General features: G+C 42.6%; 33 protein-coding genes. 28 read left to right on the top strand and 5 right to left on the bottom strand.

Going from position 1 to position 23,351, the window contains the following annotated elements:
• Positions 1 to 54: 54 nt before the first annotated feature.
• The 28 genes from NE619_RS13035 (at position 55) to NE619_RS12900 (ending at position 21,614) form a co-directional block, all read left to right on the top strand.
• Positions 55 to 537 (top strand): phage terminase small subunit P27 family, encoded by a 483-nt coding sequence (locus NE619_RS13035; RefSeq protein WP_256132862.1) that lies wholly within the window; start codon positions 55 to 57, stop codon positions 535 to 537.
• Entirely contained in the window at positions 534 to 2,276 is a 1,743-nt protein-coding gene (locus NE619_RS13030) for a terminase large subunit (RefSeq protein WP_256132861.1), read from the top strand. The genes NE619_RS13035 and NE619_RS13030 overlap by 4 nt, the downstream gene beginning before the upstream one ends.
• The gene (locus NE619_RS13025; RefSeq protein WP_256132860.1) at positions 2,273 to 3,550 is read left to right on the top strand and encodes a phage portal protein; all 1,278 of its coding nucleotides are present in this window, start codon (positions 2,273 to 2,275) and stop codon (positions 3,548 to 3,550) included. Before NE619_RS13030 ends, NE619_RS13025 begins: the two co-directional genes overlap by 4 nt.
• Positions 3,528 to 4,352 carry a head maturation protease, ClpP-related gene (locus NE619_RS13020; RefSeq protein ID WP_256132859.1) on the top strand — a complete coding sequence of 275 codons (825 nt, stop codon included), beginning with the start codon at positions 3,528 to 3,530 and terminating at the stop codon, positions 4,350 to 4,352. Before NE619_RS13025 ends, NE619_RS13020 begins: the two co-directional genes overlap by 23 nt.
• Before the next feature lie 25 nt (positions 4,353 to 4,377).
• Positions 4,378 to 5,637, top strand: a complete 1,260-nt coding sequence (locus NE619_RS13015) for a phage major capsid protein (RefSeq protein WP_256132858.1) — start codon at positions 4,378 to 4,380, stop codon at positions 5,635 to 5,637.
• Between the two features lie 12 nt (positions 5,638 to 5,649).
• Complete coding sequence (locus tag NE619_RS13010) at positions 5,650 to 5,946, top strand: head-tail connector protein (RefSeq protein ID WP_256132857.1); 297 nt, start codon at positions 5,650 to 5,652, stop codon at positions 5,944 to 5,946.
• On the top strand, positions 5,933 to 6,268 hold the full coding sequence (locus tag NE619_RS13005; protein WP_256132856.1) for a phage head closure protein: 336 nt from the start codon (positions 5,933 to 5,935) through the stop codon (positions 6,266 to 6,268). The genes NE619_RS13010 and NE619_RS13005 overlap by 14 nt, the downstream gene beginning before the upstream one ends.
• Complete coding sequence (locus tag NE619_RS13000; protein ID WP_256132855.1) at positions 6,265 to 6,720, top strand: hypothetical protein; 456 nt, start codon at positions 6,265 to 6,267, stop codon at positions 6,718 to 6,720. The genes NE619_RS13005 and NE619_RS13000 overlap by 4 nt, the downstream gene beginning before the upstream one ends.
• Positions 6,717 to 7,184, top strand: coding sequence for a phage tail terminator family protein (locus tag NE619_RS12995; RefSeq protein ID WP_256132854.1), 468 nt, complete (start codon positions 6,717 to 6,719; stop codon positions 7,182 to 7,184). Before NE619_RS13000 ends, NE619_RS12995 begins: the two co-directional genes overlap by 4 nt.
• 13 nt (positions 7,185 to 7,197) lie before the next feature.
• A complete protein-coding gene (locus tag NE619_RS12990) occupies positions 7,198 to 8,256 on the top strand; it encodes a phage tail sheath subtilisin-like domain-containing protein (protein WP_256132853.1) in 1,059 nt (352 codons plus the stop codon).
• 12 nt (positions 8,257 to 8,268) lie between these two features.
• Positions 8,269 to 8,697, top strand: coding sequence for a phage tail tube protein (locus tag NE619_RS12985; RefSeq protein WP_256132852.1), 429 nt, complete (start codon positions 8,269 to 8,271; stop codon positions 8,695 to 8,697).
• An 11-nt stretch (positions 8,698 to 8,708) separates the two neighbouring features.
• On the top strand, positions 8,709 to 9,119 hold the full coding sequence (locus NE619_RS12980; protein ID WP_256132851.1) for a phage tail assembly chaperone: 411 nt from the start codon (positions 8,709 to 8,711) through the stop codon (positions 9,117 to 9,119).
• Positions 9,120 to 9,284: 165 nt separating this feature from the next.
• Positions 9,285 to 11,507: a phage tail tape measure protein gene (locus NE619_RS12975; RefSeq protein ID WP_256132850.1), complete on the top strand. Its 2,223-nt coding sequence runs from the start codon at positions 9,285 to 9,287 to the stop codon at positions 11,505 to 11,507.
• A gap of 11 nt (positions 11,508 to 11,518) precedes the next feature.
• A complete protein-coding gene (locus NE619_RS12970) occupies positions 11,519 to 12,199 on the top strand; it encodes a LysM peptidoglycan-binding domain-containing protein (RefSeq protein WP_256132849.1) in 681 nt (226 codons plus the stop codon).
• Positions 12,196 to 13,944: an XkdQ/YqbQ family protein gene (locus NE619_RS12965; protein WP_256132848.1), complete on the top strand. Its 1,749-nt coding sequence runs from the start codon at positions 12,196 to 12,198 to the stop codon at positions 13,942 to 13,944. The genes NE619_RS12970 and NE619_RS12965 overlap by 4 nt, the downstream gene beginning before the upstream one ends.
• The gene (locus NE619_RS12960; protein ID WP_256132847.1) at positions 13,941 to 14,201 is read left to right on the top strand and encodes a hypothetical protein; all 261 of its coding nucleotides are present in this window, start codon (positions 13,941 to 13,943) and stop codon (positions 14,199 to 14,201) included. Before NE619_RS12965 ends, NE619_RS12960 begins: the two co-directional genes overlap by 4 nt.
• Positions 14,198 to 14,620, top strand: a complete 423-nt coding sequence (locus NE619_RS12955) for a DUF2634 domain-containing protein (RefSeq protein WP_256132846.1) — start codon at positions 14,198 to 14,200, stop codon at positions 14,618 to 14,620. Before NE619_RS12960 ends, NE619_RS12955 begins: the two co-directional genes overlap by 4 nt.
• Complete coding sequence (locus tag NE619_RS12950; protein WP_256132845.1) at positions 14,613 to 15,683, top strand: baseplate J/gp47 family protein; 1,071 nt, start codon at positions 14,613 to 14,615, stop codon at positions 15,681 to 15,683. Before NE619_RS12955 ends, NE619_RS12950 begins: the two co-directional genes overlap by 8 nt.
• The gene (locus NE619_RS12945) at positions 15,676 to 16,224 is read left to right on the top strand and encodes a putative phage tail protein (protein WP_256132844.1); all 549 of its coding nucleotides are present in this window, start codon (positions 15,676 to 15,678) and stop codon (positions 16,222 to 16,224) included. The genes NE619_RS12950 and NE619_RS12945 overlap by 8 nt, the downstream gene beginning before the upstream one ends.
• A complete protein-coding gene (locus NE619_RS12940) occupies positions 16,217 to 16,867 on the top strand; it encodes a hypothetical protein (RefSeq protein ID WP_256132843.1) in 651 nt (216 codons plus the stop codon). The genes NE619_RS12945 and NE619_RS12940 overlap by 8 nt, the downstream gene beginning before the upstream one ends.
• Positions 16,868 to 17,759: 892 nt before the next feature.
• Positions 17,760 to 18,143: a hypothetical protein gene (locus tag NE619_RS12935; protein WP_256132842.1), complete on the top strand. Its 384-nt coding sequence runs from the start codon at positions 17,760 to 17,762 to the stop codon at positions 18,141 to 18,143.
• A gap of 22 nt (positions 18,144 to 18,165) precedes the next feature.
• Entirely contained in the window at positions 18,166 to 18,591 is a 426-nt protein-coding gene (locus NE619_RS12930; RefSeq protein ID WP_256132841.1) for a hypothetical protein, read from the top strand.
• Between the two features lie 45 nt (positions 18,592 to 18,636).
• A complete protein-coding gene (locus NE619_RS12925) occupies positions 18,637 to 19,011 on the top strand; it encodes a hypothetical protein (protein ID WP_256132840.1) in 375 nt (124 codons plus the stop codon).
• Positions 19,012 to 19,033: 22 nt separating this feature from the next.
• Positions 19,034 to 19,414, top strand: coding sequence for a hypothetical protein (locus NE619_RS12920; protein ID WP_256132839.1), 381 nt, complete (start codon positions 19,034 to 19,036; stop codon positions 19,412 to 19,414).
• A 126-nt stretch (positions 19,415 to 19,540) separates the two neighbouring features.
• Positions 19,541 to 19,711, top strand: coding sequence for a hypothetical protein (locus NE619_RS12915; RefSeq protein ID WP_227754972.1), 171 nt, complete (start codon positions 19,541 to 19,543; stop codon positions 19,709 to 19,711).
• On the top strand, positions 19,711 to 20,457 hold the full coding sequence (locus NE619_RS12910) for an N-acetylmuramoyl-L-alanine amidase (protein ID WP_256132838.1): 747 nt from the start codon (positions 19,711 to 19,713) through the stop codon (positions 20,455 to 20,457). Before NE619_RS12915 ends, NE619_RS12910 begins: the two co-directional genes overlap by 1 nt.
• A gap of 14 nt (positions 20,458 to 20,471) precedes the next feature.
• Positions 20,472 to 20,891 (top strand): phage holin family protein, encoded by a 420-nt coding sequence (locus tag NE619_RS12905; protein ID WP_227754974.1) that lies wholly within the window; start codon positions 20,472 to 20,474, stop codon positions 20,889 to 20,891.
• Between the two features lie 57 nt (positions 20,892 to 20,948).
• A complete protein-coding gene (locus NE619_RS12900; protein WP_256132836.1) occupies positions 20,949 to 21,614 on the top strand; it encodes a DNA-methyltransferase in 666 nt (221 codons plus the stop codon).
• A 42-nt stretch (positions 21,615 to 21,656) separates the two neighbouring features.
• Here NE619_RS12900 and NE619_RS12895 read toward each other — a convergent pair whose 3' ends face one another.
• The 5 genes from NE619_RS12895 to NE619_RS19035 all read right to left on the bottom strand — a co-directional run bounded on the left by NE619_RS12895 (position 21,657) and on the right by NE619_RS19035 (position 23,324).
• Complete coding sequence (locus NE619_RS12895; protein WP_227754976.1) at positions 21,657 to 21,932, bottom strand: hypothetical protein; 276 nt, start codon at positions 21,930 to 21,932, stop codon at positions 21,657 to 21,659.
• A gap of 52 nt (positions 21,933 to 21,984) precedes the next feature.
• Positions 21,985 to 22,170 (bottom strand): helix-turn-helix transcriptional regulator, encoded by a 186-nt coding sequence (locus NE619_RS12890; RefSeq protein ID WP_227754977.1) that lies wholly within the window; start codon positions 22,168 to 22,170, stop codon positions 21,985 to 21,987.
• A 417-nt stretch (positions 22,171 to 22,587) separates the two neighbouring features.
• Entirely contained in the window at positions 22,588 to 22,806 is a 219-nt protein-coding gene (locus tag NE619_RS12885; protein WP_330640751.1) for a manganese catalase family protein, read from the bottom strand.
• 3 nt (positions 22,807 to 22,809) lie between these two features.
• Entirely contained in the window at positions 22,810 to 23,064 is a 255-nt protein-coding gene (locus NE619_RS12880) for a spore coat protein CotJB (RefSeq protein WP_256132835.1), read from the bottom strand.
• Positions 23,061 to 23,324 (bottom strand): spore coat associated protein CotJA, encoded by a 264-nt coding sequence (locus tag NE619_RS19035; RefSeq protein ID WP_330640750.1) that lies wholly within the window; start codon positions 23,322 to 23,324, stop codon positions 23,061 to 23,063. Before NE619_RS19035 ends, NE619_RS12880 begins: the two co-directional genes overlap by 4 nt.
• Between the last annotated feature and the right edge of the window lie 27 nt (positions 23,325 to 23,351).

The raw sequence follows: 23,351 nt of genomic DNA, 5'->3' as shown, positions 1-23,351 counted from the left end.
AGGTTTTGCAAATTTGTAAATTGAAAATTTTGTAGAAAGGGGGTATCGCAGCACATGGCAAGAGCAAGAAAACCGCTTACACAGCAGCGAGGGGACTTGACGGAGAAGAAAAAAGCAGAGCTGGAGATCCAGGAAAAAGCGATTATTATCGGGCGGGATGATTTGGCAAAACCTCCGGAGTGGCTGGTCGATCATACGGCCAAAGAAGAATTTAAGCGAGTCGTAAAAGAACTCTCCAGAATTGAGCTGGTAGGAAATTTGGACATGGCCATGATTGGGGCATATGCGAATGCCTATTCCGGTTACGTGAGAGCTTCGCGGAACATGAAAGGGAAAAACATGATCGTCACCCGGACAGGAAAAGGTGGCATCACCAAAGCGAAGAATCCGCTGATCAGCATACAAGAGGACTATGCGAGAGAAATGCGGGTATTTGCAAATCTGTGCGGAATATCCATTGACAGCAGGTTAAAGGCGGCGGAGGCCAAGAACGCACAGATCGAAGATGAGATAGAGGAAAAGTTTGGGGATATATGAGCATTTATCAGGAACTTAAGCGGTATGCAAAAGACTGCATCAATGACAAGATACCAAGCTGCCAAAAACATAAATGGGCCTGCAAACGGTTTTTAGATGACTGCCGGAAGGCGGAAAAGAACAAAACATATCAATACATATGGGACGAAGACCAGGCACAAGGAATTGTGGAATGGTTTTCTTATTTGCGCCACTCAAAAGGCATTCTGGCTGGGGAGCCAATTATATTGTCGATCTGGCAGAAGTTTAATTTGTGCCAATTGTACGGATGGAGAAGCAAAAAGACAGGCCAAAAGCGGTTCAAAAAATCCTTTACAGAAGTTGGAAGAAAGAACGCGAAGTCGCAGATGGAAGCGGGCGTAGCACTCTATGAGATATCCGTGCAGTCCACAGCGAATGGTGAAGTATATGAGTACTACACGGCCGGAGTGAAGAGGGACCAGTCAAAAATCATTTTTAATGAATGCAAGCTGATGCTCAGGGGATCGCCGTTGCGTCCAAAGTTTAAAATTACCAATGCCGCAATTGAACATCGGAAAACCGGGAGTTACATCAAAGCTCTTTGCAAAGACGATGGGAAAAAAGGTGACGGATCGAACCCGGCAGGGTTAATCCTGGATGAATACCATCAACATCCAACTACGGAGTTTTACGATCTTGGCTTGGGGGCCAGCACGAAGGAACCGTTGCTCATGATCATTACGACGGCGGGAATGGATTTGTCCTATCCGTGCTATACACAAGAATATAAATATACATCTGACATATTAAACCCACATTCGGATGTCAAAAACGAAGAATATTTGGTCGACATCTGTGAGCTGGATGCAAAGGACGATATGGGGGATGAGCGGAACTGGAAAAAAGCAAATCCGATCCGCATGTCATATCAGGAAGGTGTAGAAAAACTCCGGGGTGAAGCTAAGATTGCGAAAAATATCCCGGAGAAGATGATTGCCTTTATGACAAAGTGCCTAAACATCTGGGTACAGCAGAAAAAGCTTTCTTACATGGACATGGCAAAATGGAAAGCCTGCGAAAGGAAGCAGCTCCCAATCGACACGACGGGAATGGAAGTTTATGTCGGGTTTGACATGTCTTCTAAAATCGACCTAACCAGTGTAGCGTTCGTTATTCCGTTCCAGACTGGTCGGTATGATGTCTACGAGAAAGAGATTATCGGATATATCATATACTCACATTCCTTCATCCCGAATGAAGAAAAGCTCAGGGAAAGGGTGGTGAAGGATCGGGTGCCATACGATGCCTGGGTGCAGATGGGATACATCACTATCACCAATACGCCGATCGTGGACCAAGGGTCCGTTATGCGGTATGTGATCGATGAATGTGAGAAAAATGGATGGATCATTAACACCCTGTGTGTAGATCCGGCCAACGCATCAAAATTAATGATGGACCTTTCGGATGAAGGTTACACAGTTGAAGAGGTTTTCCAATCGTATCGATCGCTGAACGAGTCCACGAATGGATTCAGGGAAGCGGTCTATAGCGGCAATGTATACTATCTACCAAACCCGGTACTGAACTATGCCATGGGCAACGCCGTGATCCGAGCCAATAACGGACTAATCAAGATTGATAAGGATGCCACGGAAAAGAAGATTGACCCGGTAGACGCCGTGTTATGCGGGTACAAGCTAGCACTATACCATGAGTTTGGCCAAAGCTTCATAGATATGATCGACGAATTTTTAAGTGAGGAGAGTGAACAGTGAAATTAAAGGACCGCATCAAGAATGCAGTAGCGGCTTTCAAAACAGCAGACCTGAATGACGAACAACTGGTTGAATGGTTGGGGATTCGAGGTGTGAAGAAAAAGGAACTGTCAGAAGCGACCTACTTCACATGCTTAAAAATGCTGGCGGAGACGGTCGCAAAGCTGCCGATGAAATACTATCAACAAACGGAGAAAGGTAAAATACGGGCGGAGCCAGATGAAGTTTATGACTTGCTCCGCTTCCGGCCGAACCCCAGCATGACACCGTCCACCTTCTGGGTGACAGTAGAAAATAACCGCAATCATCATGGCAATGCCTTTGTGTACATCCACGAAGAAATACATTTGAAGCGGTACGGCGGCTATATAACAAAGGAATTATGGCCAATGCCGACACTGGATGTTTCGATGATGATTGATGATATCGGACTCTTTGAAGGAAGGGGGGAGATGTACTATATCTACCGCGACAAATATAGTGGTGAGCAGTATATATTCCCACAAGAAAAGGTTATGCACTTCAAGACTTCCTGCACATTCGACGGGATCACGGGGGAGCCAGTGCGCCGGATACTGGAAAGCACCATCGAAGGAGGACTAGAAAGCCAAAATTTCATGACCAATCTCTACCAGAACGGCCTCACGGCCAGTATGGTATTGCAATTTGCTGGGGACTTGGATGACAAAAGAAGAAAGGCTCTTGCAAAGAAATATAACGAAGAGCTGACTGGGGCAAAGAATGCCGGAAAGATCGTCACAGTGCCAATAGGCTTGAAGCTGGAACCACTAAATATCAAACTGTCAGATGCGCAGTTTTTCGAACTGAAAAAGTACAGTGCACTGCAGATCGCCGGGGCTTTTGGAATCAAGCCGAACCAGATCAACAATTACGAGAAGTCCAGCTACTCTAACTCTGAGATGCAGAATCTCTCGTTTTTGGTCGATACTATGGCATATATCCTCAAACAATATGAAGAGGAGATCAATGCAAAGCTTCTGGCGCCTGAAAAGCGGCAACAGGGCTTTTATTTTAAGTTTAACGAAAAAGCAATTCTCAGGACGGACAGTAAAACCCAGATGCAAAACCTGGTATCTGCAGTACAGAATGGACTCTACCTTGTAGATGAAGCCAGGGAATTTTTAGACAAGCCGGCAATCCCGGGAGGGGACAAGGCAATTGTCAATGGAAACTATATACCGCTGGAAATGGTGGGAACCCAATGGAAGAAAGGAGGGACAGGAAATGCGGATGGACTTACAGATGACGAATAAAAAAGGAAAAATTGTCAGCAAAGGGAAGCTGGAAATCAAAAATCAGTCAGTAGAATCAGCTGATCTTTTTATTTATGGCGATATTATTTCAGACAGTTGGTATAAATGGTGCGACGAAGATACATGCCCACAGGATATCCTTGATTTTTTATCGGGATTAGAGCATGCGCAAAACATTAACATATACATCAATTCGGGAGGCGGCTCCGTATGGGCAGGGATTGCGATTTATCAGCAATTGAAGCGTCATAATGCGAAAAAGACTGTATATATTGACGGAATTGGTGCCAGTATTGCGTCTGTAATCGCTATGGCAGCAGATGAGCTGATTATGCCAGAAGGCTCCATGTTGATGATCCACAAACCGATGAATGGATTTGCATTTGAAATGCTAAACGCGGACGAACTAAGGGAAAGCGCCGAAATGTTGGACCGTGCTCAGGAAAATATCACAGATATCTACATGACGAAAGTGGTCGAAGGGGTGAGCCGAGAAGAAATATGTAAAGCAATCAATAAAGAAACGTGGATGAATGCCACAAAAGCGCAGGAATATTTTAAAGTTAATATTGATTCGACCAAAACAGCCGCTACTTGTAATAGTTCATATTTCAATATATACCGAAATGCACCGTCAGATTTAAATAATAAGAAAGAGATAAAAACAGACACACAGAAAGTAAATCCTGATGTTGATATGAATGAATTTGTAGACCGAGTCGCTGCAAAATTGAAGGAACCGTTTGAATCGATTATTGAAAAACAGGAGTTATTAGCGGATTTAGGCCAATTTGGGGCCTAATTTTTTTACGAAAGGACAAAGAAACATGAAGAAGAAAGAATTATTGGATAGCATTAATGCGAAGGTGAGAGAAGTAAAAAAACTCGCAGCAGAAGACAAAATTGAGGAGGCAAAAACGGCGAAAGCGGAACTAAAGAACCTGCAGGAAAAATTTGATTTAATTAAAGATCTGGACGAAGGGCCAGAAATAAACCCTAGAGCCTTGAAGCCTGTTCAAAAAACAACAAATTCTGTTGGGAAAGCGTTTGTAAACGCAATAAAAGCCAAATTGGATATGGGACGTTTAAGCGAAGATGATGCGGAATTGCTGAATAAGATGAGCGAAGGGTCTGACCTGGACGGAGGGTTGACAGTGCCGCAGGATATATCCACGCGAATTGGGGAGTATCGCAGGGCAGAAGATGCACTTGAAAATGAGGTGAATGTCGAAAAAGTAACAAAAGATAAGGGGTCAAGAGTTTTTGAACTGCATGCCGATCAGATTCCATTTGACAACGTGGAAGAAGCTGCGGAATTTCCGGAAGCAGAAACGCCAACGCTAAAGCAAATTAAATATGAGGTTAAGAAAAAAGGCGGTATTTTGAAAGTTACAAGGGAACTGATGATGGACTCTAGTGAAAGCATTCTGTCATTTTTGATCAAGTGGATTGGAAAAAAGGCAAAGGCAACGAGAAACATGCTAATCCTGAAAAAAATCGATGAAATTACGGCCGGAAAAGAGATTCAGATTACAGGATTGGACGATCTAAAGGACATTTTTAATATTAACTTAGATCCAGCAATTGCAGTGAGCGCAAAAGCAATCACTAATCAGGACGGATTTGCGTGGCTGGATAAATTGAAAGATTCTGATGGAAAGTATATTGTGCAGCCGGACCCGACAAAAGCGACACCAGGGTTACTATTTGGGAAATACCCGATCCGCACAGTATCAAAAAAGACCATGAAGACCGTTGGCGGAAAAATTCCGGTGATTGCCGGAGATTTAAAGGAAGCGATTACTATTTTTGACAAGGAGCATACAACCATCGAAACAAATGACCAGGCCGGAGAACTGTGGAAATTTGATTTGACCGGAATTAAGGCAAGAGAACGTCTGGATATTCAGGCAATTGATGAAGAGGCTGTTGTAAAAGGCTACGTTATCAAAATTTACACAAGGAAAGAACTGAATGAAATGAAAGTTGAGGAAATTGATAAACTGGCAACAAGCTTAGGATACACTTTAACTGGGTCCACAAAGGCCGAAAAAATTACATCTTTCATAGCAGCCCAGGAAGCCTAACAGGGGTATGACATGATCGATATAACCAAGGTCAGCAATTATATAAAAGTGGACGGTGATGATCCGGCATTAGAACTAATTTATCCTGCAGCAGTTGAATATGTGAAGGCAGCCGTGGGAGAAATCGAAGATCCAAGGGCAGACCTCTTCTTGGCAGCGGTGACACAACACATGTATGATAGCAGGAATCTTCATGCATCCGATTCACTTAAAATGAGGCAGGAACTTGATCGAGTGTTTTCTTCTATCATTCAACAGCTACAAATTGAAGGCTGGATGAAAGAGGAGGAAACAAATGAAACCGCTTGATGTTGGAAGACTGAACAAACAAATTATATTGATCTCGTTTAAACCTGGAAAAGATCGACTACATCAAGACATACGGGAGCCGGTGGAATCAAAACCAATTTGGGCAACTGTAAAACCGCAACGGGGCTCGGAGCCATACGAGGCAGGTAAAAAACAACCGGAACAACAGTATACGGTGACAATCCGATACCGGAATGGGGTGACGACCGATATGCTAGTAAAATATGGGGAAAAAATCTTACAGATTGAATCTTGTGTGGATGTCGAAGAAGAACATTATATGATCGAGCTGCAATGCACAGAAAAAGAAGGTGCGAGATGACGATTAGTTTAAAAGTTTCGGGAATCGACGAACTGCAGCATGATTTTGAGCAGGCCGTGCAACTATATCCAGAACTTGCTCAAAAACGATTGCGCCGCCATAAGTTTAGGTTAAAAAACTATGTTAAAAAACTAGTATGCGAGAAGGTAAAAACAGACCGCGGCCTAACAAAAGGATTTTCTGCAAGCGATAAAGGCGACATAAATGAGCTTCGGGTTGAGTTTTCCGCAGAAGGAAAAAAGAATCCACATTTTCATTTAATTGAAGAAGGGCATGATATTGTTATGCCATTTACGCGAAATGGGACTGTCAGAAAAGATGGAGGTCAAGTAAAAGGTTATGTGCCTGGGATTAAAGCTATTCCGCAGGCAAGCAAAAACTACGAAGAAATTTTTGAAACAGACATTAGGGATATGGCAGATGAGTTATTAAAAAAGGCGGGGTTAATATGACACATTTGACAGATGTCAAAATCGCACTAAATGATCTGCTAAGAAAAACTTACGGGTATAAAATCCATGGAATGGAGATTACGGAAGGGTATGAGCGCCCTTCCTTTTTTGTTGATGTTAGGCAGACAAACGCGAGCGATATAAACGCGAACTACTTAAAAAAGGCATTTTATATTACGATCACTTATTTTCAAGAGATTCGTAGTGAAGCGGACAATTTGAAAAAAGTACAAGAAATTGAGGAATTGCTCAGGCCGAATGACTTAAAAAATAAAAAAAGATTATTGCGCCTGAAAGTCGGGAACCGTTATCTTCCGGTGTCCGGATATGGGAGTAATTATATTGGAACAAATAGTGATATCTTACAAATCGAATTTAATGTTGAATTCCAGGAGCGGAAAGAAGAAAGCGAAGATGCTCCATACATGGAGGATGTGACAATTAAACAAAAACTAGAAAGATAGGAGATGAGAAAAGATGGGAATGCCAACCGTAAATATTGTTTTTATAGAAAAGGCGAAAACGGTATTAAAACGAAGCGAACGGGGAGTTGTTGGGTTAATCATAAAAGGCGCAGTGCCGGCAAATAACCCGGTTGTTGTGACAGGGAGCGAAGGAATTCCGACTAATTTTTCTGCGGACAATAAAGCGGAAATTGAGCGAGCTTTAATCGGGAATGTAACACCCCCGCGAAAGATTATTATTTACTGCCTACCAGCGGCAGCAGAAGACCTCACCGCTGCATTAGACTATTTTGAAAATACAAAGGTCAATTACCTTGCAGTTCCGGCAGTAACAGAAGATGAGATGACAAGCGTTGAGGAGTGGGTGGATAAGGTTCGGGCGAATGGGAGAACGATAAAAGTCGTACTTCCGAACTATGAAGCGGACAATGAAGCAATTATTAATTTCGCAACAAATACAGTGGCAACCGAGGCCGGAAATCTTACGGCCGCACAGTTTTGTGGAAGAGTCGCGGGAATTTGTGCTGGGACACCGCTGACGCAAGCGATTACATATGCAAAGATCCCAGAAGCCACAGACTGCGAACGCCTTACAAAGAGCGAAATGGATCAAGCTGTAGATGCAGGAAAACTAATTGTCTTCAACGACGGAGAAAAAGTAAAGATTGCACGGGGTGTCAACTCGCTACAAACTATCACGGAGAAGAAAGGCGAACAGTTTAAGAAAATTAAAATTCTGGATGTAATGGACACGATGAAGGGTGATATTACAACATGTGTACAAGACGAGTACATCGGGAAATACACGAATAGCTACGACCATAAATGCCTCCTGGTTAGCTCAATTGGCAGGTATTTAGACACATTGGTCAACGACCAGGTGCTGCAGTATGCAGATGTAGAAATTGACGTAAATGCAGTTAAGACATATCTGGATAAGCAGGAAATTGATACATCAGATATGACTTATGAGGATTTAAAGCAGGCAGACACAGGAGAAAAAGTTTTCCTAGTGATTCGCGCAAAAATTCTCGATGCTATCGAAGATATTGATATTAATATTGAGATTTAAGGAGTGAGATAAATGGATAATTATGAACATCGGAATGTAATAAACGGCACATCCGGTGAAGTCTGGATTGATGGAGAATACATTGCGGAGGTTGTGGCATTAGAGGCAAAAATATCTTTTAAAAAAGAAGAAGTCCTGCAGTCGGGAAATCGGGACCCAGGATATAAGGTAACGGGCAGAGAGGGAAAAGGAACGATTAAAATGAACAAGGTCAGTTCCTTTTTTATTAAGAAACTTTCGGAAGATATTTTGAATTTGAGAACAACAACAGCGACTATCATTACAAAACTATCTGATCCGGACGGACTTGGAACAGAGCGGGTTGAATTGATTGGATGCACATTTGACGAATTAACACTTGCGGACTGGGAAGCCGGAAAGTTAGGCGAGGAGAGCATGCCGTTTACTTTTTCCAGTTTTAAAGCACTAGATACAATTTAAGGAGGAGAACAATGAATAAGGTTGAAGAACTGTTAATGAAAGCAAGAAAAGAGGATTTTGAAAAAAAGGAAGAGGCTGTCGTACCGAGCGCAGCACTTGGAAAAGCGCTGCACATGGAAGGCCCAATAGATGTGCTAATTGAAGAGATCAGCCAGAGGAAGGTATCCGATATTATGGCAATGCAGATAAACGAAAAAGGAAGATTTGATAAAACGAAAGTGTTCGATGCTCAGCTGATGCTAATTGTTGAGGGTGTCAAAGACCCATCACCAAAAAGCAAGGATCTGTTAGAGCATTTTGGGAAAGCAACGCCAAAAGAACTTGCGGAGTTTTTATTTAAAAGCGATATCGGAAGGCTGTACGAAGAAATCGGTAAGCTATGCGGCATCGAAACCGGAGTGGAGGATGAAATAAAAAACTAATTGAGGCGGACAGCGATGTTTGGACAGCTTATATGCTGTTCCGTCTTCATGGGTGGGAACCTCAAAAATATTTCTCTATGAAGTGGTCGGAGCGGTTGGTCGTTAATGAGTTCTTGGTTCGAGAACTGAAAGATATACAGCAGGAACGGAAAGGGGCGATGAACATTGAGCAGGAATATTGATATTATATTGAGCCTAAAAAATCAGTTTACTGCTCCAATGAGCGCAGCGTCGAAGTCTTTGCAAGAGCACGCAAGAAAGATCGAGTGGACTGGGAAACAGATCGAAAAAACGGGAAAACGAATTGAAACCAGCGGCATAAATATGACCAAACGCTTTACGACTTCTGTATTAACGATTGCTGCCGGTGCAGGAAATATGTACCTGAAATTTAATGATGCGATGGCAAATATCAATACGCTTCTGGACGATCCGAGCCACCTAAAAAGTTATGAAAAAGCGGTGCTAAACACATCAAATCAGACTGGACTTGATGCAAAAATGATGGCGGATGGGATGTATCAGGCAGTATCGTCATTGGGGGACAACGGGAAAGTTACTGAGAAAATTTTTAATACGATGGCACGATCTGCAAAAGCTGGAGGTGCCGAAGTATCTGATTCAGTTGCGCTTATTTCGGCGGGAATGAAAGGGTATAACTCTGTTTCTGCAGAAACAGCACAAAAAATATCCGACTTAGCGTTTAATACAGCGAAGTTGGGAGTAACTACATTTCCGGAAATGGCAAAATCTATGCAGCCCCTGTTTCCTCTTGCAAGTAGCTTAAGTATGAGTTACGAAGAATTATTTGGAAGCATGGCAACTCTGACTGGTGTAACAGGCAATACGGCGGAAGTATCAACACAATTAAAAGCTGTATTTTCGAATCTGATGAAACCAACTACGGATATGCAGAAGCTAATTGAAAAATACGGTTATCAAAACGGCGCCGCAATGATTAAATCTAAAGGACTTGGCGGTACGCTCCAACTCTTGCAAAAAGAAACAGGTGGACAATCGGATAAGCTGGCAAAATTATTTAGCAGTACCGAAGCTCTTACGGCGATGACGGCGTTAACGGGAACGCAATACGACGCATTCAATCAAAAAACGAAAGAGCTCGGAAATTCTACCGGGGCTACGGAGACGGCGTTTAAAAAACTGCAAACACCTGCTGATCGAATTCGATTCGCTTTCAATGCGCTGAAAAATACGGCAATTAGTTTTGGACAAGCAGTAATAAACGTTGCGGCACCATATATTGTAAAATTCTCGGAAAAAATCCAGCAGTTACAAAAATGGTTTGATGGATTATCTCAAGAGCAGCAGCAGGCAATTGTGAAAATCGCATTATTTGCAGCGGCACTAGGGCCGGCCATGATGGTTGTAGGAAAACTGACTGGACGAATAGGAAAAATCATTAAGCATTTTGGCAACTTGGGAAAAAAGGCAGAGAAGGCCGGAGGGTTAATGAAACTGGCTCTCAATCTTATAAAAGGACCAGGAGGAATCGCAATCGCAATTATTGCCGCGGTTGTTGCAGCTGGGATACTTTTATATAAAAATTGGGATAAAATTTGCCAAGTAGCAGAGAAACTAAAAAAAGTAGTTATAAATGTTTTCAAGTCATGTGGTTTGGATGTTAATAAGTTTAAATCAATTTTTCAAAATGCTGGAACAATTATAAAACAAATTGCTACCTTAATTGGAATGGCGATTAAGGGAATTCTGAAAGTGATGAAACCGGTTGTGACTTTTGTGGCAGGGGTTTTTGTAAAACGTTTCAAAACGGCGTTTCGGTTGGCGGCTGGAGTCGCTACAGGGCTATTGTCGAGCATAAGCGGAACGCTCGAAGGGATTAAAACTTTTTTAGGAGGAGTAATCGACTTCGTAAGTGGAATATTTACGGGAAACTGGAAAAAGGCATGGCACGGCGTAAAAGATATATTCAAGGGCGTATTTGAAGCGCTGTCGGGAATTGCAAAAGCACCGCTTAATGCAGTAATTGGCTTAGTAAACGGAGCAATCAGCGGACTAAATGAGATTAGTTTTGATGTCCCGGAGTGGAGTTTGATTGCACCTGGAAAACACTTCGGCGTGAATATACCAACTATCCCGTACTTATACAGAGGTACGGACAACTGGCCAGGAGGCCGGGCAGTTATAAATGAACCGAAATTCGGGGGCGAAATTGTAGATCTACCGGGGGGAACTCGCGTATATCCACATGACGAATCTGTGCGTATGGCACGCGCAGATGGAAAAAAGACAAACATTGTTATCAACAAGCTTGCGGATTATTTTGTCGTAAGGGAAGAAGCTGACATTGAAAAAACTGCCGAAGCTGTTGCGCAGAAAATAGTAGAATTGGAACCAAACTTAATATAAGGAGGGCATACATGGAAATATGGATTAAGAAAACAGAAAGTGATGCGATCCAGATCCCTGTCAACCCATCTGAATATGAAATTACAAAAGAATCAGGAAACAGCACAATAACAATTTATGGACTGGGGGAGATTTCCATGCTGGGGAAGGCAAAGCTAAAGAGCGTTGCTTTCTCCAGTTTTTTCCCAAATCAGGCATATGATTTTATTCAACCTATAGCAAATTTGTTAAAACCATATGAATATGTTAACCGCATAGAAAAGTGGGAGGACGATTGTCCGGTACAATTAATCATAACTGGAACGAATATTAATATGCCTGTAACAATCGAAAACTTGACTGTGCAAGAAAAAGATGGTACGGGTGACGTCTATTATACAGTAAATTTTAAAGCCTACAGAAAACCGACTTTTACAATGCCGCCAAAGGCGCCAAGCAAAAGCGGAAAAAAAGTATCAACTGGATCAAAAAAGAGAAATTCAAAAGCGGTAAAAACAACAAAATATACTGTGAAAAAAGGTGATACTCTTTCGGGTATTGCAAAGAAAAAAACCGGTACGTCGAACAACTGGAGAGCAATCTATAATCAGAATAAATCCGTAATTGAGGCAACTGCAAAAAAACATAAAAAGAAAAGTTCACAAAACGGAAAGTGGATTTTCCCAGGTACAAAGTTGGTGATAAAAATATGAGGCTGACATGGGAGAATAGTAATATTTCGGAGTATATATCTTCTGTTACATGGTCAGGCAGCGCAAAGCAAGCTTCCAGACAAATAAGCTTTTCAATTGCGAGTAACCAACAAGATTCAGGATTTAAAAATATACCAATCAAAACGGGAGATGTAATTCGACTGTATGACGATGTTGGGAGCAGAGTGTTTTTGGGTAGAGTGACTAACAGGGAACAAAAGTCGGATATTGGAACTGTAAGTTATACAGCAAAAGACTATATGGACAACTTGTTACGCAGCAAAGGAACCTATAAATTCAAAAACAAAACCCCAGAAAAAATTGCAAGAACCGTTTGCAAAGATATTAAAATGAGCACGGGGAGCATTGCAAAAACAAAGATAAAGATAAAAAAACTCTTTGCGCAAGAAAAGGAATACTATAACATTATTTTAATGGCATATACAAAAGCGCATAAAAAGAATGGAAAGAAGTACATGCTCCGAATGAATGGCACGAAGCTAGAAGTAATTGAAAAAGGCAAAGTGATCCCAAGTTTTCACATCGTACAGGGAGAACGAATCATCGACAGCACTTATACGGAATCATCAGAAAGTATGGTGAACCGGGTAGCAATATACAATCAAAAACATAAAAAGATAGGGACGATTAGCAATAAAACTTGGGTGAGCCGATATGGTGTTTTGCAGGACACCTTAACTGTAGAAAAAGGAAAAGGGAAGACGGAAGCAAAGAAAATGCTACAAGGGCTTGAAAAAACTTATACACTAAATTGTTTGGGTGATAGCCGTTGTATTGCGGGAAAAGGTGTAATTATTAGAGACGGTGCCACAGGGCTATCAGGGACGTTTTGGATTGAAAATGACACACATACCTGGGAAAATGATACTTACACTATGGCACTTGAGATGACCTTTAAAAATGTTATGGAAACGGTTGACGAAGACGAAGGAAGCACATCACCCGGGTCAGGAGGGAGCTCGACTGTAAAAACGGACGTTTTAAACGGAAAAACAGTGAGCGCGGTGTTTACGGCTTATTACCCGGCAAATAACAAAATGGAGGGCGGGTTTTATGACGCTCAGGGTCATAAGTTAGATCCGAAAAAATATACCTGCGCTGCGCCAAAATCAATTGCGTTTGGAACGCAGATTCAGGTCGTTGGTACTGGCACATCCTTTGACAAAAAGGTGTATAAGGTCACAGACCGTGGCGGAGCAATTACCATAAAAAATGGTGTCTATCATTTTGACTTACTAATGGAAAGTAAGGCAAAGTGCAATAAATTCGGTCGCCGAAAAGGGAAGGCCATAATCGGAAATGGGACAGGATATAAAACAAAAACTGTTACAACCGGAGCATCCGGAAAGGTTGGAAAAGTAATTGATAAAGCAAAGTCCTATATAGGAAAAGTTAAATATGTGTTTGGTGCAGCAAGCCCCGATTCCGGCCGCAGCGATTGCTCCGGGTTTACACAACATGTTTTTCGTAAGGCTGTAGGAATCAATATTGGAAGGACAACATTGGAACAAGTGAAAAAAGGAACAAAGGTTTCTAAGGCGAACTTGCAGCCTGGAGACCTAGTTATGTTTCAGGGCACCTATCGGGCAGGAGTCAGCCACGTAGGCATTTATATAGGGAACAGCAAGTTTGTGCATTGTGGAAGCAGCCACGGTGTAACGACGGGAAGCCTAAAAGAAAGCTATTGGGTGCAACACTGGCACTCGGGGAGGAGGATTTTATGAGCTATCAGGAAGAATTGGTACATATGATGCGGAGACAAGGCTCCTACTATAATAGCCCAGATATGCAAATAGGTGAAATGAAAACGGATACGATCTGTATGGTAGGGGATAACCTCCTATCAAAAGAAGATTATAAAGTGATGGAAATCGCAAGAGGAAAGCTGAAAGAAGGGGATGATGTACTTGTGCTACCGATTACAGACGATGATAATGATCTCGTGGATTTTGTGATTTTGGGAAAGGTGGTAAAACCATGACATTTCCGTTTACCCAAGAATTTGAGGCGGCCGAACTTGAAAATGAAAATCTGGACGAAATAGAGGAAACTCCAAAAGAATGGGGATTGGACTTTAAGTCTGGACAACTAACGGGCCGAGTCGTAGAAGGCGTTGAGGCAGTGAAAGTATGGGCGTGGCTGGCTTTGCGGACACAAAGATACAGATATATGATTTATAGCTGGGACTACGGAAGTGAATACGAAGATCTAATCGGGACCACGCACACAAATGAATATTTAGATACAGAATTAAAACGAATGACGGAAGAGTGTCTATCAACAAACAAATATATAATCGGAATAGAAAATTTTGCTTTTGAGAAACAAGAAGAATGTTTGAAAATTCGGTTTAAGTTGTTGACTGTTTTTGGGGAGGAGGAGATGGAATTGTATGTATGAAGACAGAACGTTTGAAAAAATCATGGAAGAGATGATGAACGATACATCAGACCAATTTGACAAACAGGAAGGATCTCTTTTATGGAATGCCTGTGCGAAAAACGCAGTTATGTTAGAGGCAGCGTATGCGGATATAGAATATATCTGGGAGCAACTTCTACCGGACACGCAAGATCGAGAATATCTTGCGGGAAATGGAGCAGAAGCTGGTGTTCTGATCCGAGATGCAACTGCGGGAATTTTTAAAGCCCAATTCAACATTCCGGTTGAAGCAGGAGAGCGGTTTTCACATTCAGAAGAAGAATGGAATTATTATGTGACAGAGGTTATGGATGATGAGAATCATATCTACAAAATGGAATGTGAAGAGGTTGGTTCGGAACCAAACAATTTTTTGGGAGAACTGGAACCGGTTGAACTTCTGGAAGGATTCGAAAAAGGCGTTCTCTTAGAGGTGCTCGAGCCGGGCGAGGATGAAGAAGATACAGAAGAATACCGACAACGTCGCCTCGAGTTTTTTGGCATAAAACCGTTTGCTGGGAACCGTGCATATTACGAACAAGAGCTAAAAGATATAGAGGGGGTTGGAGGCGTAAAAATTGATCGAAGGAAGCAAGGTGAGGAAATAATCAAGGCAACGATCATATCCGGAAGCTTCCGGCGTCCAGAAGAGAGTTTCATTGCTGATGTACAGGAAATGGTTGATCCGATAGACTTGTCAGGAGAAGGTGATGGGATTGCACCGATAGAACATAAAGTTAGAGTTCTGGGAGTTGAAGAGGTTGTGATTGATGTAGAGACTAAAATTGTACCGGAAACAGGATATACAATAGCTGATTTGCAATCATACATAGAGGAAACAGTGAGCAAATATCTGAATGCTCTGGCGGAGAATTGGGAAAATACGAATCAACTCAACGTGGTGAAAACGAAAATCGAGGCTGGCATAATTGATGTTTTAGGAGTAGCTGATGTATCGTATACAAAAATAAATGGGGCGATGCAGAACGTACTGCTGGGTGAAAATGCAATACCAGTGAAAGGGGTTGTCAAGGTTGTTTAACATAGAAGAAATAAGGCTGCCTACACACTTGGAGCTGATGCCAGAGATTGTAGAGATTAATCGAGTAACAGATATACAGCTCGCAAAGCTCGAAGACTGCATTGATGAGCTAAGAGATAATCTTTTAATAATGACTTCAAGGGAAAGCGGGATCTCACGTAGAGAAAAAATTTTAAAAATAAGTCCGCTGGATACCGATTCGTTGGAGGAACGCCGGTTCCGCATACTTTTAAATTGGTACGACAGTTATCCATATACGGAAAAAGATATATTACAAAGATTAAATAGATTATGTGGAGCTGGAGAATATATTTTTGATCTTGATAAAACACAAAATAATTTAGAATGCAGATTGGAATTGACATCAAAGAAGAAACGGGATGCATTGGAGTTATTATTGAATGAAATTTTAAGCCTTAACATCGCATTGACGGTTGGTCTTAGGTACAATCAACACGTAAAGCTGGCCCGATTTACCCACGGGCAATTGTCCGCATATACCCATCAAGCATTAAGAGAGGAGGTATTACCAAATGAGTAAAAACACAAAAAACATTGGTTTCGTTTTGCCGGATGCAAACGACTTTTACGATATCAGTGTGCCAAATGAAAATTTTGAAAAAGCCGATGCAGCGCTAAAGAAGCTCGAGGATGAAAAGGTAAGCAAGGAAGCAGGAAAGCGTTTGTCGGCAAATGATCTTACCAATGACTTGAAAATAAAATACGATGCGGCGCATGAGCATCTGTCGAATAAAGAAAATCCGCATAAGACGACTGCCGCTCAGGTGGGAGCCATTCCAACTTCACAAAAGGGGGCGACTTCCGGCATTGCGGAACTGGATGCCAATGGGAAAGTCCCTTCCGCGCAGCTGCCCTCTTATGTGGATGACGTGCTGGAATACGCAAGTAAAACGAATTTCCCGAGTCGGGGAGAAACGGGGAAGATTTACGTCGCAACGAATACCAACTTGACCTATCGCTGGACCGGTTCAGCATACGTAGAAATCAGCCCATCATTGGCCTTAGGAGAGACTTCTTCGACGGCCTATAGGGGAGATAAGGGAAAACAAAATGCTACGGATATAACCGCATTAAAAAACAGCCTGGCCAACCTCCTAACCTCCGAAACCATTGCGGCCGCAGAAGCAGCCGGTATTGATTTGACGTCGGGGGGGGGGTACTAAATCTTAATAGGTTGGTGCAGCTGTTCCTTATAAACCCGGTGGTCGAAGAATATGACAGCGGCATCTGGCACATTGTCAAATACGCAAACGGTCGATGCAAAATAACCGGGACCCTTGTGACCACGTCAAGTTATGCGATTACAAAAGCCTATGGCGGAGTATTCATTTATACCGGTGGAGATTTTAACATAGGAATGCCAATCAGCCTTATAGATTGGGCCACAGATTCCCAGGTATATGTGAGCGTGCAGGCAAGTGGGGTGGACTTTACGGCAAAGCAAAGAATGACAAGCCCTACCGTAGTAAGTTTTGTTTGGGGTAATTATGCGAGTTACACCGCTGGCGTAGGGTGTCGGATTCAATACCTGATAACCGGCAAATGGAAATAAAGACACCTCTCCCATCCGGAGGGGTGGGAAAGGAAAAAATATGAACGGAATTGAACAAGTAAATAAGCTCTTGCAGGGGTTGCTGAATATTCAGGCAGCCCGAGGAGTTACTTTGTGGGAGGGAACCGCAGGAAAAGGAGAAACGATTACGGTACAAGGATTGAGCAACTATCGTATTGTAGAAATCCATACTAATTATGGGTCGTTTTTTGCAAATCCGCAAAACTATAGAATTACAGGAATACACTCAGACTATTCCGGTGATACGGATGATCAGTTTACAAATCGAGCGTACGCTACAGTGTCAGGAGATAAACTGACATTAGTAAAATGTGACTATATACGACATATGCAAACAGGGGCGCATAGTAGCGTAATTCAACTTAAAATTACAAAAATTGTAGGCGTGGAACCAATCCCGGCTAAAATTCTGTCGGGGGGGGGGTGGCACTATTTGAGAGAGCCTTTGCATCTCCGGCAGGTCCGGTCAGGGGGTGCGCTGCATGAATGGCATCAACGTATTAAACAAAGTTTTGCAGGTCGTAATACCTCACTGTGTTGTGTCAGACGAGTTTGTTTCAGGCTCAACGAATTGGCGAGTGAAGAAATACGCAGACGGGTTTTGCGAAATAGAAGGGAGCAAATATTTCGAAGGGTTGTACTTGTCTGCCTTCGTGTTCGATTTTACCTATACAGGCGACTTGGAATTATCACTTCCTATTACACTTACCTCTTTAATAGGGGCTTGGGCAGATGGTGTAATCGGTTACGGCAAAAAAGTGCATTGTTCCGCTACGACAAAAAGCGTACTTGTACGGGTGGAGAGCTTCGACAAGGAAACTGTCTCAGGAACAGTATCCCTCCGAATCGTGGGCCGCTGGAAGTAACTCCTGAGAGGGGGTGTTTGGCGTGAGTTATACGAAAAATCAGATGTGGGAAATACATAACAAACTCTTGCAAGGGTTGATCGATAGCGTTGCAGATACTGGTTGGGTAGAACTTACATTATCGAGCGCAAATGTGATTTGGTATGGATCTGGATGGGTAAGGCGGGTAGGTAAAGTTGTACAACTCAAATTTGACAATATTAGAAGCAGCGATCCAATCAACAGAGATATAATGCTTGTAAACGGTTTGCCTGGAAAGTTTGTTCCGGCATCATCGCAGATAGTACCAATCTTAGCATGCCCATCAAGTGGCATGATACATGGAGGATACATAACAATTAAACCAGATGCTAATGTTATGTTATCTCCTCTTGCAAGTACGCAATATATACCGAGTTATGGAATTTATGCACAAGCCACATATTTAGTGGGGGGGGGCACTACTTAAGAGAGTATTTAGCCTCTTGTTTGTACCGGTTAGGGGGTGTGCAGCATGAGTATCAAAGCCTTAAACAAAGTCTTGCAAAGTATACTCAATGGCATCAAGGTCGAAACCTCTGGCATATGGTCTTACATAAAGTTGCCAAACGGAATTGCGATTGCCTGGGGGACTTACACAGAGAGAAAAACACATTACATTCATGTTTCGCCACTGTATGGGTACTCCACGTCAAAGATCATGTTTCCACTCATATTTACAGAGCGGCCAAAAGCCTTTGTGTCGATGTCGATTGGAGCGGGCTTAGGTTTCTATTCGAGCTTCCTGCCAGCTACAGACGGTATGGCCTGTTATGGGGCAAGCACAACATCAGATGCTGCCGGCGTACTAATCACCTGCGATATTTTGGTAATCGGCCGCTGGAAGTAACCCCTGAAAGGGGGTGTGCGGCGTGAGTTATACAACGGAACAGATGCAGATGATGCATAACAAGCTTCTGCAGGAACTGATATCTAAGACAAAAGATACTGGCTGGATAGAAGCTACATTGGTCAATGGGAAGAGAGCAAGTTATACAGGCTATAGGAAAGTTGGAAATACGGTATACTTACGAGGAAAAATCAAGGATATCTCAGCTACGGGTACGGTGCTGTTTTATTTGCCTGAAGAGTACATACCTGAACAAAGCTGTAGCATCGTTTGTGGAGGAAATGGATCAAATCACGGATTAATAGGTATTACCAACTCAGGATCAGTTATACTAAATGGTTACTCGGCAAATATTGCAACAGGAAATTTAGTTCACTTGGATGGAATATCGTTTGTGGTTTAACTCAATAATTGAAAACGAGAGCGATCAATTAGACTACGGCCGGAGTGTGCAAGATCATAAATTAATTAATAAAGACCTCGAAGGGTCTATTTTTTTATACCGGAAAAACCGGAGAAAGGAAAAAGTATGTGTGAAAAATTATTAGATGTAATCGTCGAAGACTTTGACGAAGAACAGGCCAGAGCAGAGCTGGCCGGAATGGAAGAACAGTTTGTAGACAAAATGATCGACGGGATCGGAGAAGATATTGGAGAAGTGGTCCCGGATCCGTATGAAGAGGAAGAGGAGGAACTGTAATGGCTTTAAAAGTAAGAAAAAAATTATGCCCGAAAAGTAAATATAACCGGAAGTGTCCATACAAGATGACACCGAAGTATATAACAATTCACAACACTTCGAATGATGCGTCCGCAGCAAAGGAGGTTGCATATATGCTGAGTAACAACAACCAGACGTCTTATCATTATGCGGTAGATGATAAAGAGGCGATTCAGGCAATCCCGCTGAACCGGAATGCATGGCACGCCGGTGACGGAGGATCCGGAACTGGAAACAGAAAGAGCATTGGTATTGAAATTTGCTACAGCAAGTCAGGAGGCAGCAGGTTTGACAAGGCCGAAAAGAATGCTGCGTACCTGACAGCTGTGCTCCTGAAAGAGCGTGGATGGGGAATCGACCGTGTAAAAAGACACAAGGATTGGTCTGGAAAGAACTGCCCGCATAGAACGATTGCTCGAGGTTGGAACCGTTTCTTGAATATGGTTCAGGCAGAACTGAACAAGCTGAATGGTAAATCAGGAAACACAAAGAAGGCAGTAACATTAAAAGTACCGAGTAAAACGATCTACAGGGGATGTACAGGCGAGAACGTAAAACGCTTGCAGAGAATCTTGAATAAATATGTAGACGCAGACCTGAAGGTCGATGGCAGCTTCGGCCCAGCTACAGAAAAAGCCCTCAAGAAATTCCAGCGCAAATATGGCTTGGCTGCTGATGGTTCTTGTGGTCCTAAGACAATTGCTAAGATCAAAAGGCTTATCTAAAGGAGAGAAAACATATGAATATAAACTATATTATCAATACCGCAGGCGGGGTGATCGCAGGCGTATTGGCATACATATTCGGCGCACCAGATGCATGGTTGATCGGCCTAATTATACTCGTTATCGCTGATTATATCACCGGCCTGATGAAAGCTTTTATTGCAGGGGAGCTTTCAAGCAAGGTCGGATTCAAAGGGATTCTTAAAAAGATCATGTATTTTGCAATTGTGGCCGTGGCCGTGCTGATCGATAACCTGACCGGTGCGGAAGGAGTGCTGCGGATTGCCTGTATTGGATTTTTGATAGCCAATGAGGGTGTATCAATTTTGGAGAATTGTGCTGCGGCTGGACTACCTGTGCCACAAAGCCTTGTAAAAGTGCTGGAAAAACTAAAGGATGATGAAAGGCAAGATGGTGGAGCGGTTGGAAAATAGTAAGCTTGAATCTGTCGGGGGGGGGTACGGATTTTACAAGGTGATTGCCTTGAATTAATGCCGAGTCTACAAGATGCTTCGATAGATTTAATCTTATGTGATCTTCCATACGGACTTACAAACTGCAAATGGGACACGATGATCCCGTTGAAACCACTTTGGGATCAATACAAACGGGTCATCAACCCTCAAGGCGCAATCGTGCTGACTGCGATCCAGCCATTCACGACACAGCTGATTAATAGTAACCGGAGTTGGTTCCGGTATTGTTGGTACTGGATCAAAAATCAGGTGACGGGATTTCCATTCGCTAAGCGGCAGCCGCTTCGGTGCGTAGAGGACATTGTGGTTTTCTACAAGAAGGCACCCGTATACAATCCGCAAGGCTTAATCCGGGTTGATAAGGGTATCCATCGAACTAGAAAGAATTCTGGCGAAGTTTATCATGGCTTAAAAAAACCAACGGTTAGCTATTACAAAAATTATCCACGACAGACTTTGTATTTTAAGTGTCAACGAGAAGGGCTCCATCCGACACAAAAACCAGTTGAACTATTTGAATACATCATCAGGACATACACCAACCCAGGTGATACAGTTATGGATAACTGTATGGGTAGTGGCACAACTGGAGTGGCGTGTAAAAATGCCGGAAGAAAATTTATCGGCATGGAAATAGACAAGCAGTATTTTGAAATAGCAAAAAACAGAATATATGGATAAACAAACCCCCCGGAGAACCAAATCCTACCGGGGGTTTTTTGTTTATGAGATTTCTTTTAATTTTTCACTGTGCTCCTGCACGATTTTTTTAATAATATCCATATCGGCTTGAAGAGCATCAAGCTGATCGGCACCAGATGCATAGCGACGATATGTCGATGTATAACAGGATTCAATATTCTGAAGCCGTGGCAAAACATCTTGCTCAAGCAAAAGTGTGATATTTTTCATATCTTCTGTTAACGGTTTAATTTTTGCATCCAGCTTTGTATCCAAAAGCTGAGATATTGCCAGCAGATCATCATTCGTTAATGCCATATCAGTACCTCCTCCATGTACGGTAAAGTGTAACACAAAATTAATTTAAAGTCTATTCGTTTATCCAGATATCATTTAAGGACACGTCCATGGCAGCCGCCAACCGGGCCGCCGTGGACAACATACAATCTCCGCGCTTTTCCAGATCCTGAATTGTGCGACGGGAAACTCCGGACGCTTCGGCCAGTTTAGGTACTGACCAGCCTTTTTCCAACCGCACTTCTTTAATTTTTAACATTTCCATCCCTCCTATTGTTCAGAACAAAGCAGATGATTAAAAGCAAACATTTTACAATATCCAAGATACCTGGATTCTTAAAATCACCATCAAGGATATTGAGCAACATCAGGGCTACCAATAAGATGTTAATATTTTTTCTGTTCATAAGCGCTTCCAATGTGCTATAATAAAGACACCCCCGAAGAGGGGAGAGGCGGTTATTTCCGCCTCCCGGACTTGCGTTTATCTTGTTTCTTAGGTTTGAGCTGCCAGGCTGTGAGCCCTAGAACCAAGATTTCCAGCAAGTCCTTTGCTATTTCGAGTAGAGTCTCTATTGTTTCCACATCTTATTTACCTCCTTTCCTTAAGTGTAGTTACATTATAGCACGTTAAAACGTGCCAGTCAATAGAATTGTTGAAATTTCAACAATAATTTTATGTATATCTTCGTTGCGCTAATTCTTCAGTCCCGACATCCGTAAGCGTTGCAATTCCTTCGTTGAAGGGCATTGAATAACGCTGGGACAGATATCTCTGCGAAGCTGCGAGCTCGCCATCCGGCCCGCCCACCTGACTGATAATAAATTTTGCCAGAGCGGGATTCGGATTCTTAATATTGATTGGATATTCCAATTTCTTTTCATACGTCCACATAAACTAATCCTCCACTTCCCATGGCCATGGCTTGTTGATCCAGGACCATCCGTCTTTTTCTGCGTCAATACCGTTGTAAGTCAGAGGGCCATAGGCTTCCTCGTACTCTTTTTTCGCCTGTGCGTGCAGGGCCTGGTACTTATTGAAAAGCGCCAGTGCGGCAGGGCTGTCAGGCTGATTGTTCAGGTAGAGGCCCACGTCGATCATGACGAAATTCAGCTGCTGGACCTTTTTCAGCATTTCGGTTCTTCTGCTCATGGTCGTTTACCTCCTAAAAACTGCAAATTCAGGCTTGGAAAAATTGTTCCTACCTGCAATGCTTTAGCAGGTTCGTAGGTTTCCTCCCACGGCTGCATCGGAACATAGGTCATGGCTACCGGCCAGTCTTCAAAAGGTCGGCCTGCCATGCACGGCGGTATCTGCGGACGGTCGCCAAGGATGTCATCCATGAAATCGTCGCAGTCACAGTCGTCCAGATATATAGGCATACCTACATAAGGTTCTTTATTGCTACTCAAAATAATATTCCCCTTTCATCTTAGTAT

This window comes from Anaerovorax odorimutans (assembly GCF_024459955.1).
Classification (GTDB): domain Bacteria; phylum Bacillota; class Clostridia; order Peptostreptococcales; family Anaerovoracaceae; genus Hominibacterium; species Hominibacterium odorimutans_A.
This window is presented reverse-complemented; position numbering and strand designations above follow the sequence as displayed.

Excerpts from the sequence above, each read along its gene's own strand:
- NE619_RS12915 (WP_227754972.1), top strand. The coding sequence starts at position 19,541 with ATGTGTGAAAAATTATTAGATGTAATCGTCGAAGACTTTGACGAAGAA.
- NE619_RS12905 (WP_227754974.1), top strand. The coding sequence starts at position 20,472 with ATGAATATAAACTATATTATCAATACCGCAGGCGGGGTGATCGCAGGC.
- NE619_RS12925 (WP_256132840.1), top strand. The coding sequence starts at position 18,637 with ATGAGTATCAAAGCCTTAAACAAAGTCTTGCAAAGTATACTCAATGGC.
- NE619_RS13005 (WP_256132856.1), top strand. The coding sequence starts at position 5,933 with ATGAAACCGCTTGATGTTGGAAGACTGAACAAACAAATTATATTGATC.
- NE619_RS12995 (WP_256132854.1), top strand. The coding sequence starts at position 6,717 with ATGACACATTTGACAGATGTCAAAATCGCACTAAATGATCTGCTAAGA.
- NE619_RS12895 (WP_227754976.1), bottom strand. The coding sequence starts at position 21,932 with ATGGCATTAACGAATGATGATCTGCTGGCAATATCTCAGCTTTTGGAT.
- NE619_RS12885 (WP_330640751.1), bottom strand. The coding sequence starts at position 22,806 with ATGTGGACGTATGAAAAGAAATTGGAATATCCAATCAATATTAAGAAT.
- NE619_RS12935 (WP_256132842.1), top strand. The coding sequence starts at position 17,760 with ATGAATGGCATCAACGTATTAAACAAAGTTTTGCAGGTCGTAATACCT.
- NE619_RS13015 (WP_256132858.1), top strand. The coding sequence starts at position 4,378 with ATGAAGAAGAAAGAATTATTGGATAGCATTAATGCGAAGGTGAGAGAA.
- NE619_RS13030 (WP_256132861.1), top strand. The coding sequence starts at position 534 with ATGAGCATTTATCAGGAACTTAAGCGGTATGCAAAAGACTGCATCAAT.
- NE619_RS12960 (WP_256132847.1), top strand. The coding sequence starts at position 13,941 with ATGAGCTATCAGGAAGAATTGGTACATATGATGCGGAGACAAGGCTCC.
- NE619_RS13000 (WP_256132855.1), top strand. The coding sequence starts at position 6,265 with ATGACGATTAGTTTAAAAGTTTCGGGAATCGACGAACTGCAGCATGAT.
- NE619_RS13020 (WP_256132859.1), top strand. The coding sequence starts at position 3,528 with ATGGACTTACAGATGACGAATAAAAAAGGAAAAATTGTCAGCAAAGGG.
- NE619_RS12985 (WP_256132852.1), top strand. The coding sequence starts at position 8,269 with ATGGATAATTATGAACATCGGAATGTAATAAACGGCACATCCGGTGAA.
- NE619_RS13010 (WP_256132857.1), top strand. The coding sequence starts at position 5,650 with ATGATCGATATAACCAAGGTCAGCAATTATATAAAAGTGGACGGTGAT.
- NE619_RS12990 (WP_256132853.1), top strand. The coding sequence starts at position 7,198 with ATGGGAATGCCAACCGTAAATATTGTTTTTATAGAAAAGGCGAAAACG.
- NE619_RS12900 (WP_256132836.1), top strand. The coding sequence starts at position 20,949 with ATGCCGAGTCTACAAGATGCTTCGATAGATTTAATCTTATGTGATCTT.
- NE619_RS12955 (WP_256132846.1), top strand. The coding sequence starts at position 14,198 with ATGACATTTCCGTTTACCCAAGAATTTGAGGCGGCCGAACTTGAAAAT.
- NE619_RS13035 (WP_256132862.1), top strand. The coding sequence starts at position 55 with ATGGCAAGAGCAAGAAAACCGCTTACACAGCAGCGAGGGGACTTGACG.
- NE619_RS12965 (WP_256132848.1), top strand. The coding sequence starts at position 12,196 with ATGAGGCTGACATGGGAGAATAGTAATATTTCGGAGTATATATCTTCT.
- NE619_RS12880 (WP_256132835.1), bottom strand. The coding sequence starts at position 23,064 with ATGAGCAGAAGAACCGAAATGCTGAAAAAGGTCCAGCAGCTGAATTTC.
- NE619_RS12980 (WP_256132851.1), top strand. The coding sequence starts at position 8,709 with ATGAATAAGGTTGAAGAACTGTTAATGAAAGCAAGAAAAGAGGATTTT.
- NE619_RS12910 (WP_256132838.1), top strand. The coding sequence starts at position 19,711 with ATGGCTTTAAAAGTAAGAAAAAAATTATGCCCGAAAAGTAAATATAAC.
- NE619_RS12950 (WP_256132845.1), top strand. The coding sequence starts at position 14,613 with ATGTATGAAGACAGAACGTTTGAAAAAATCATGGAAGAGATGATGAAC.
- NE619_RS12940 (WP_256132843.1), top strand. The coding sequence starts at position 16,217 with ATGAGTAAAAACACAAAAAACATTGGTTTCGTTTTGCCGGATGCAAAC.
- NE619_RS12890 (WP_227754977.1), bottom strand. The coding sequence starts at position 22,170 with ATGTTAAAAATTAAAGAAGTGCGGTTGGAAAAAGGCTGGTCAGTACCT.
- NE619_RS12970 (WP_256132849.1), top strand. The coding sequence starts at position 11,519 with ATGGAAATATGGATTAAGAAAACAGAAAGTGATGCGATCCAGATCCCT.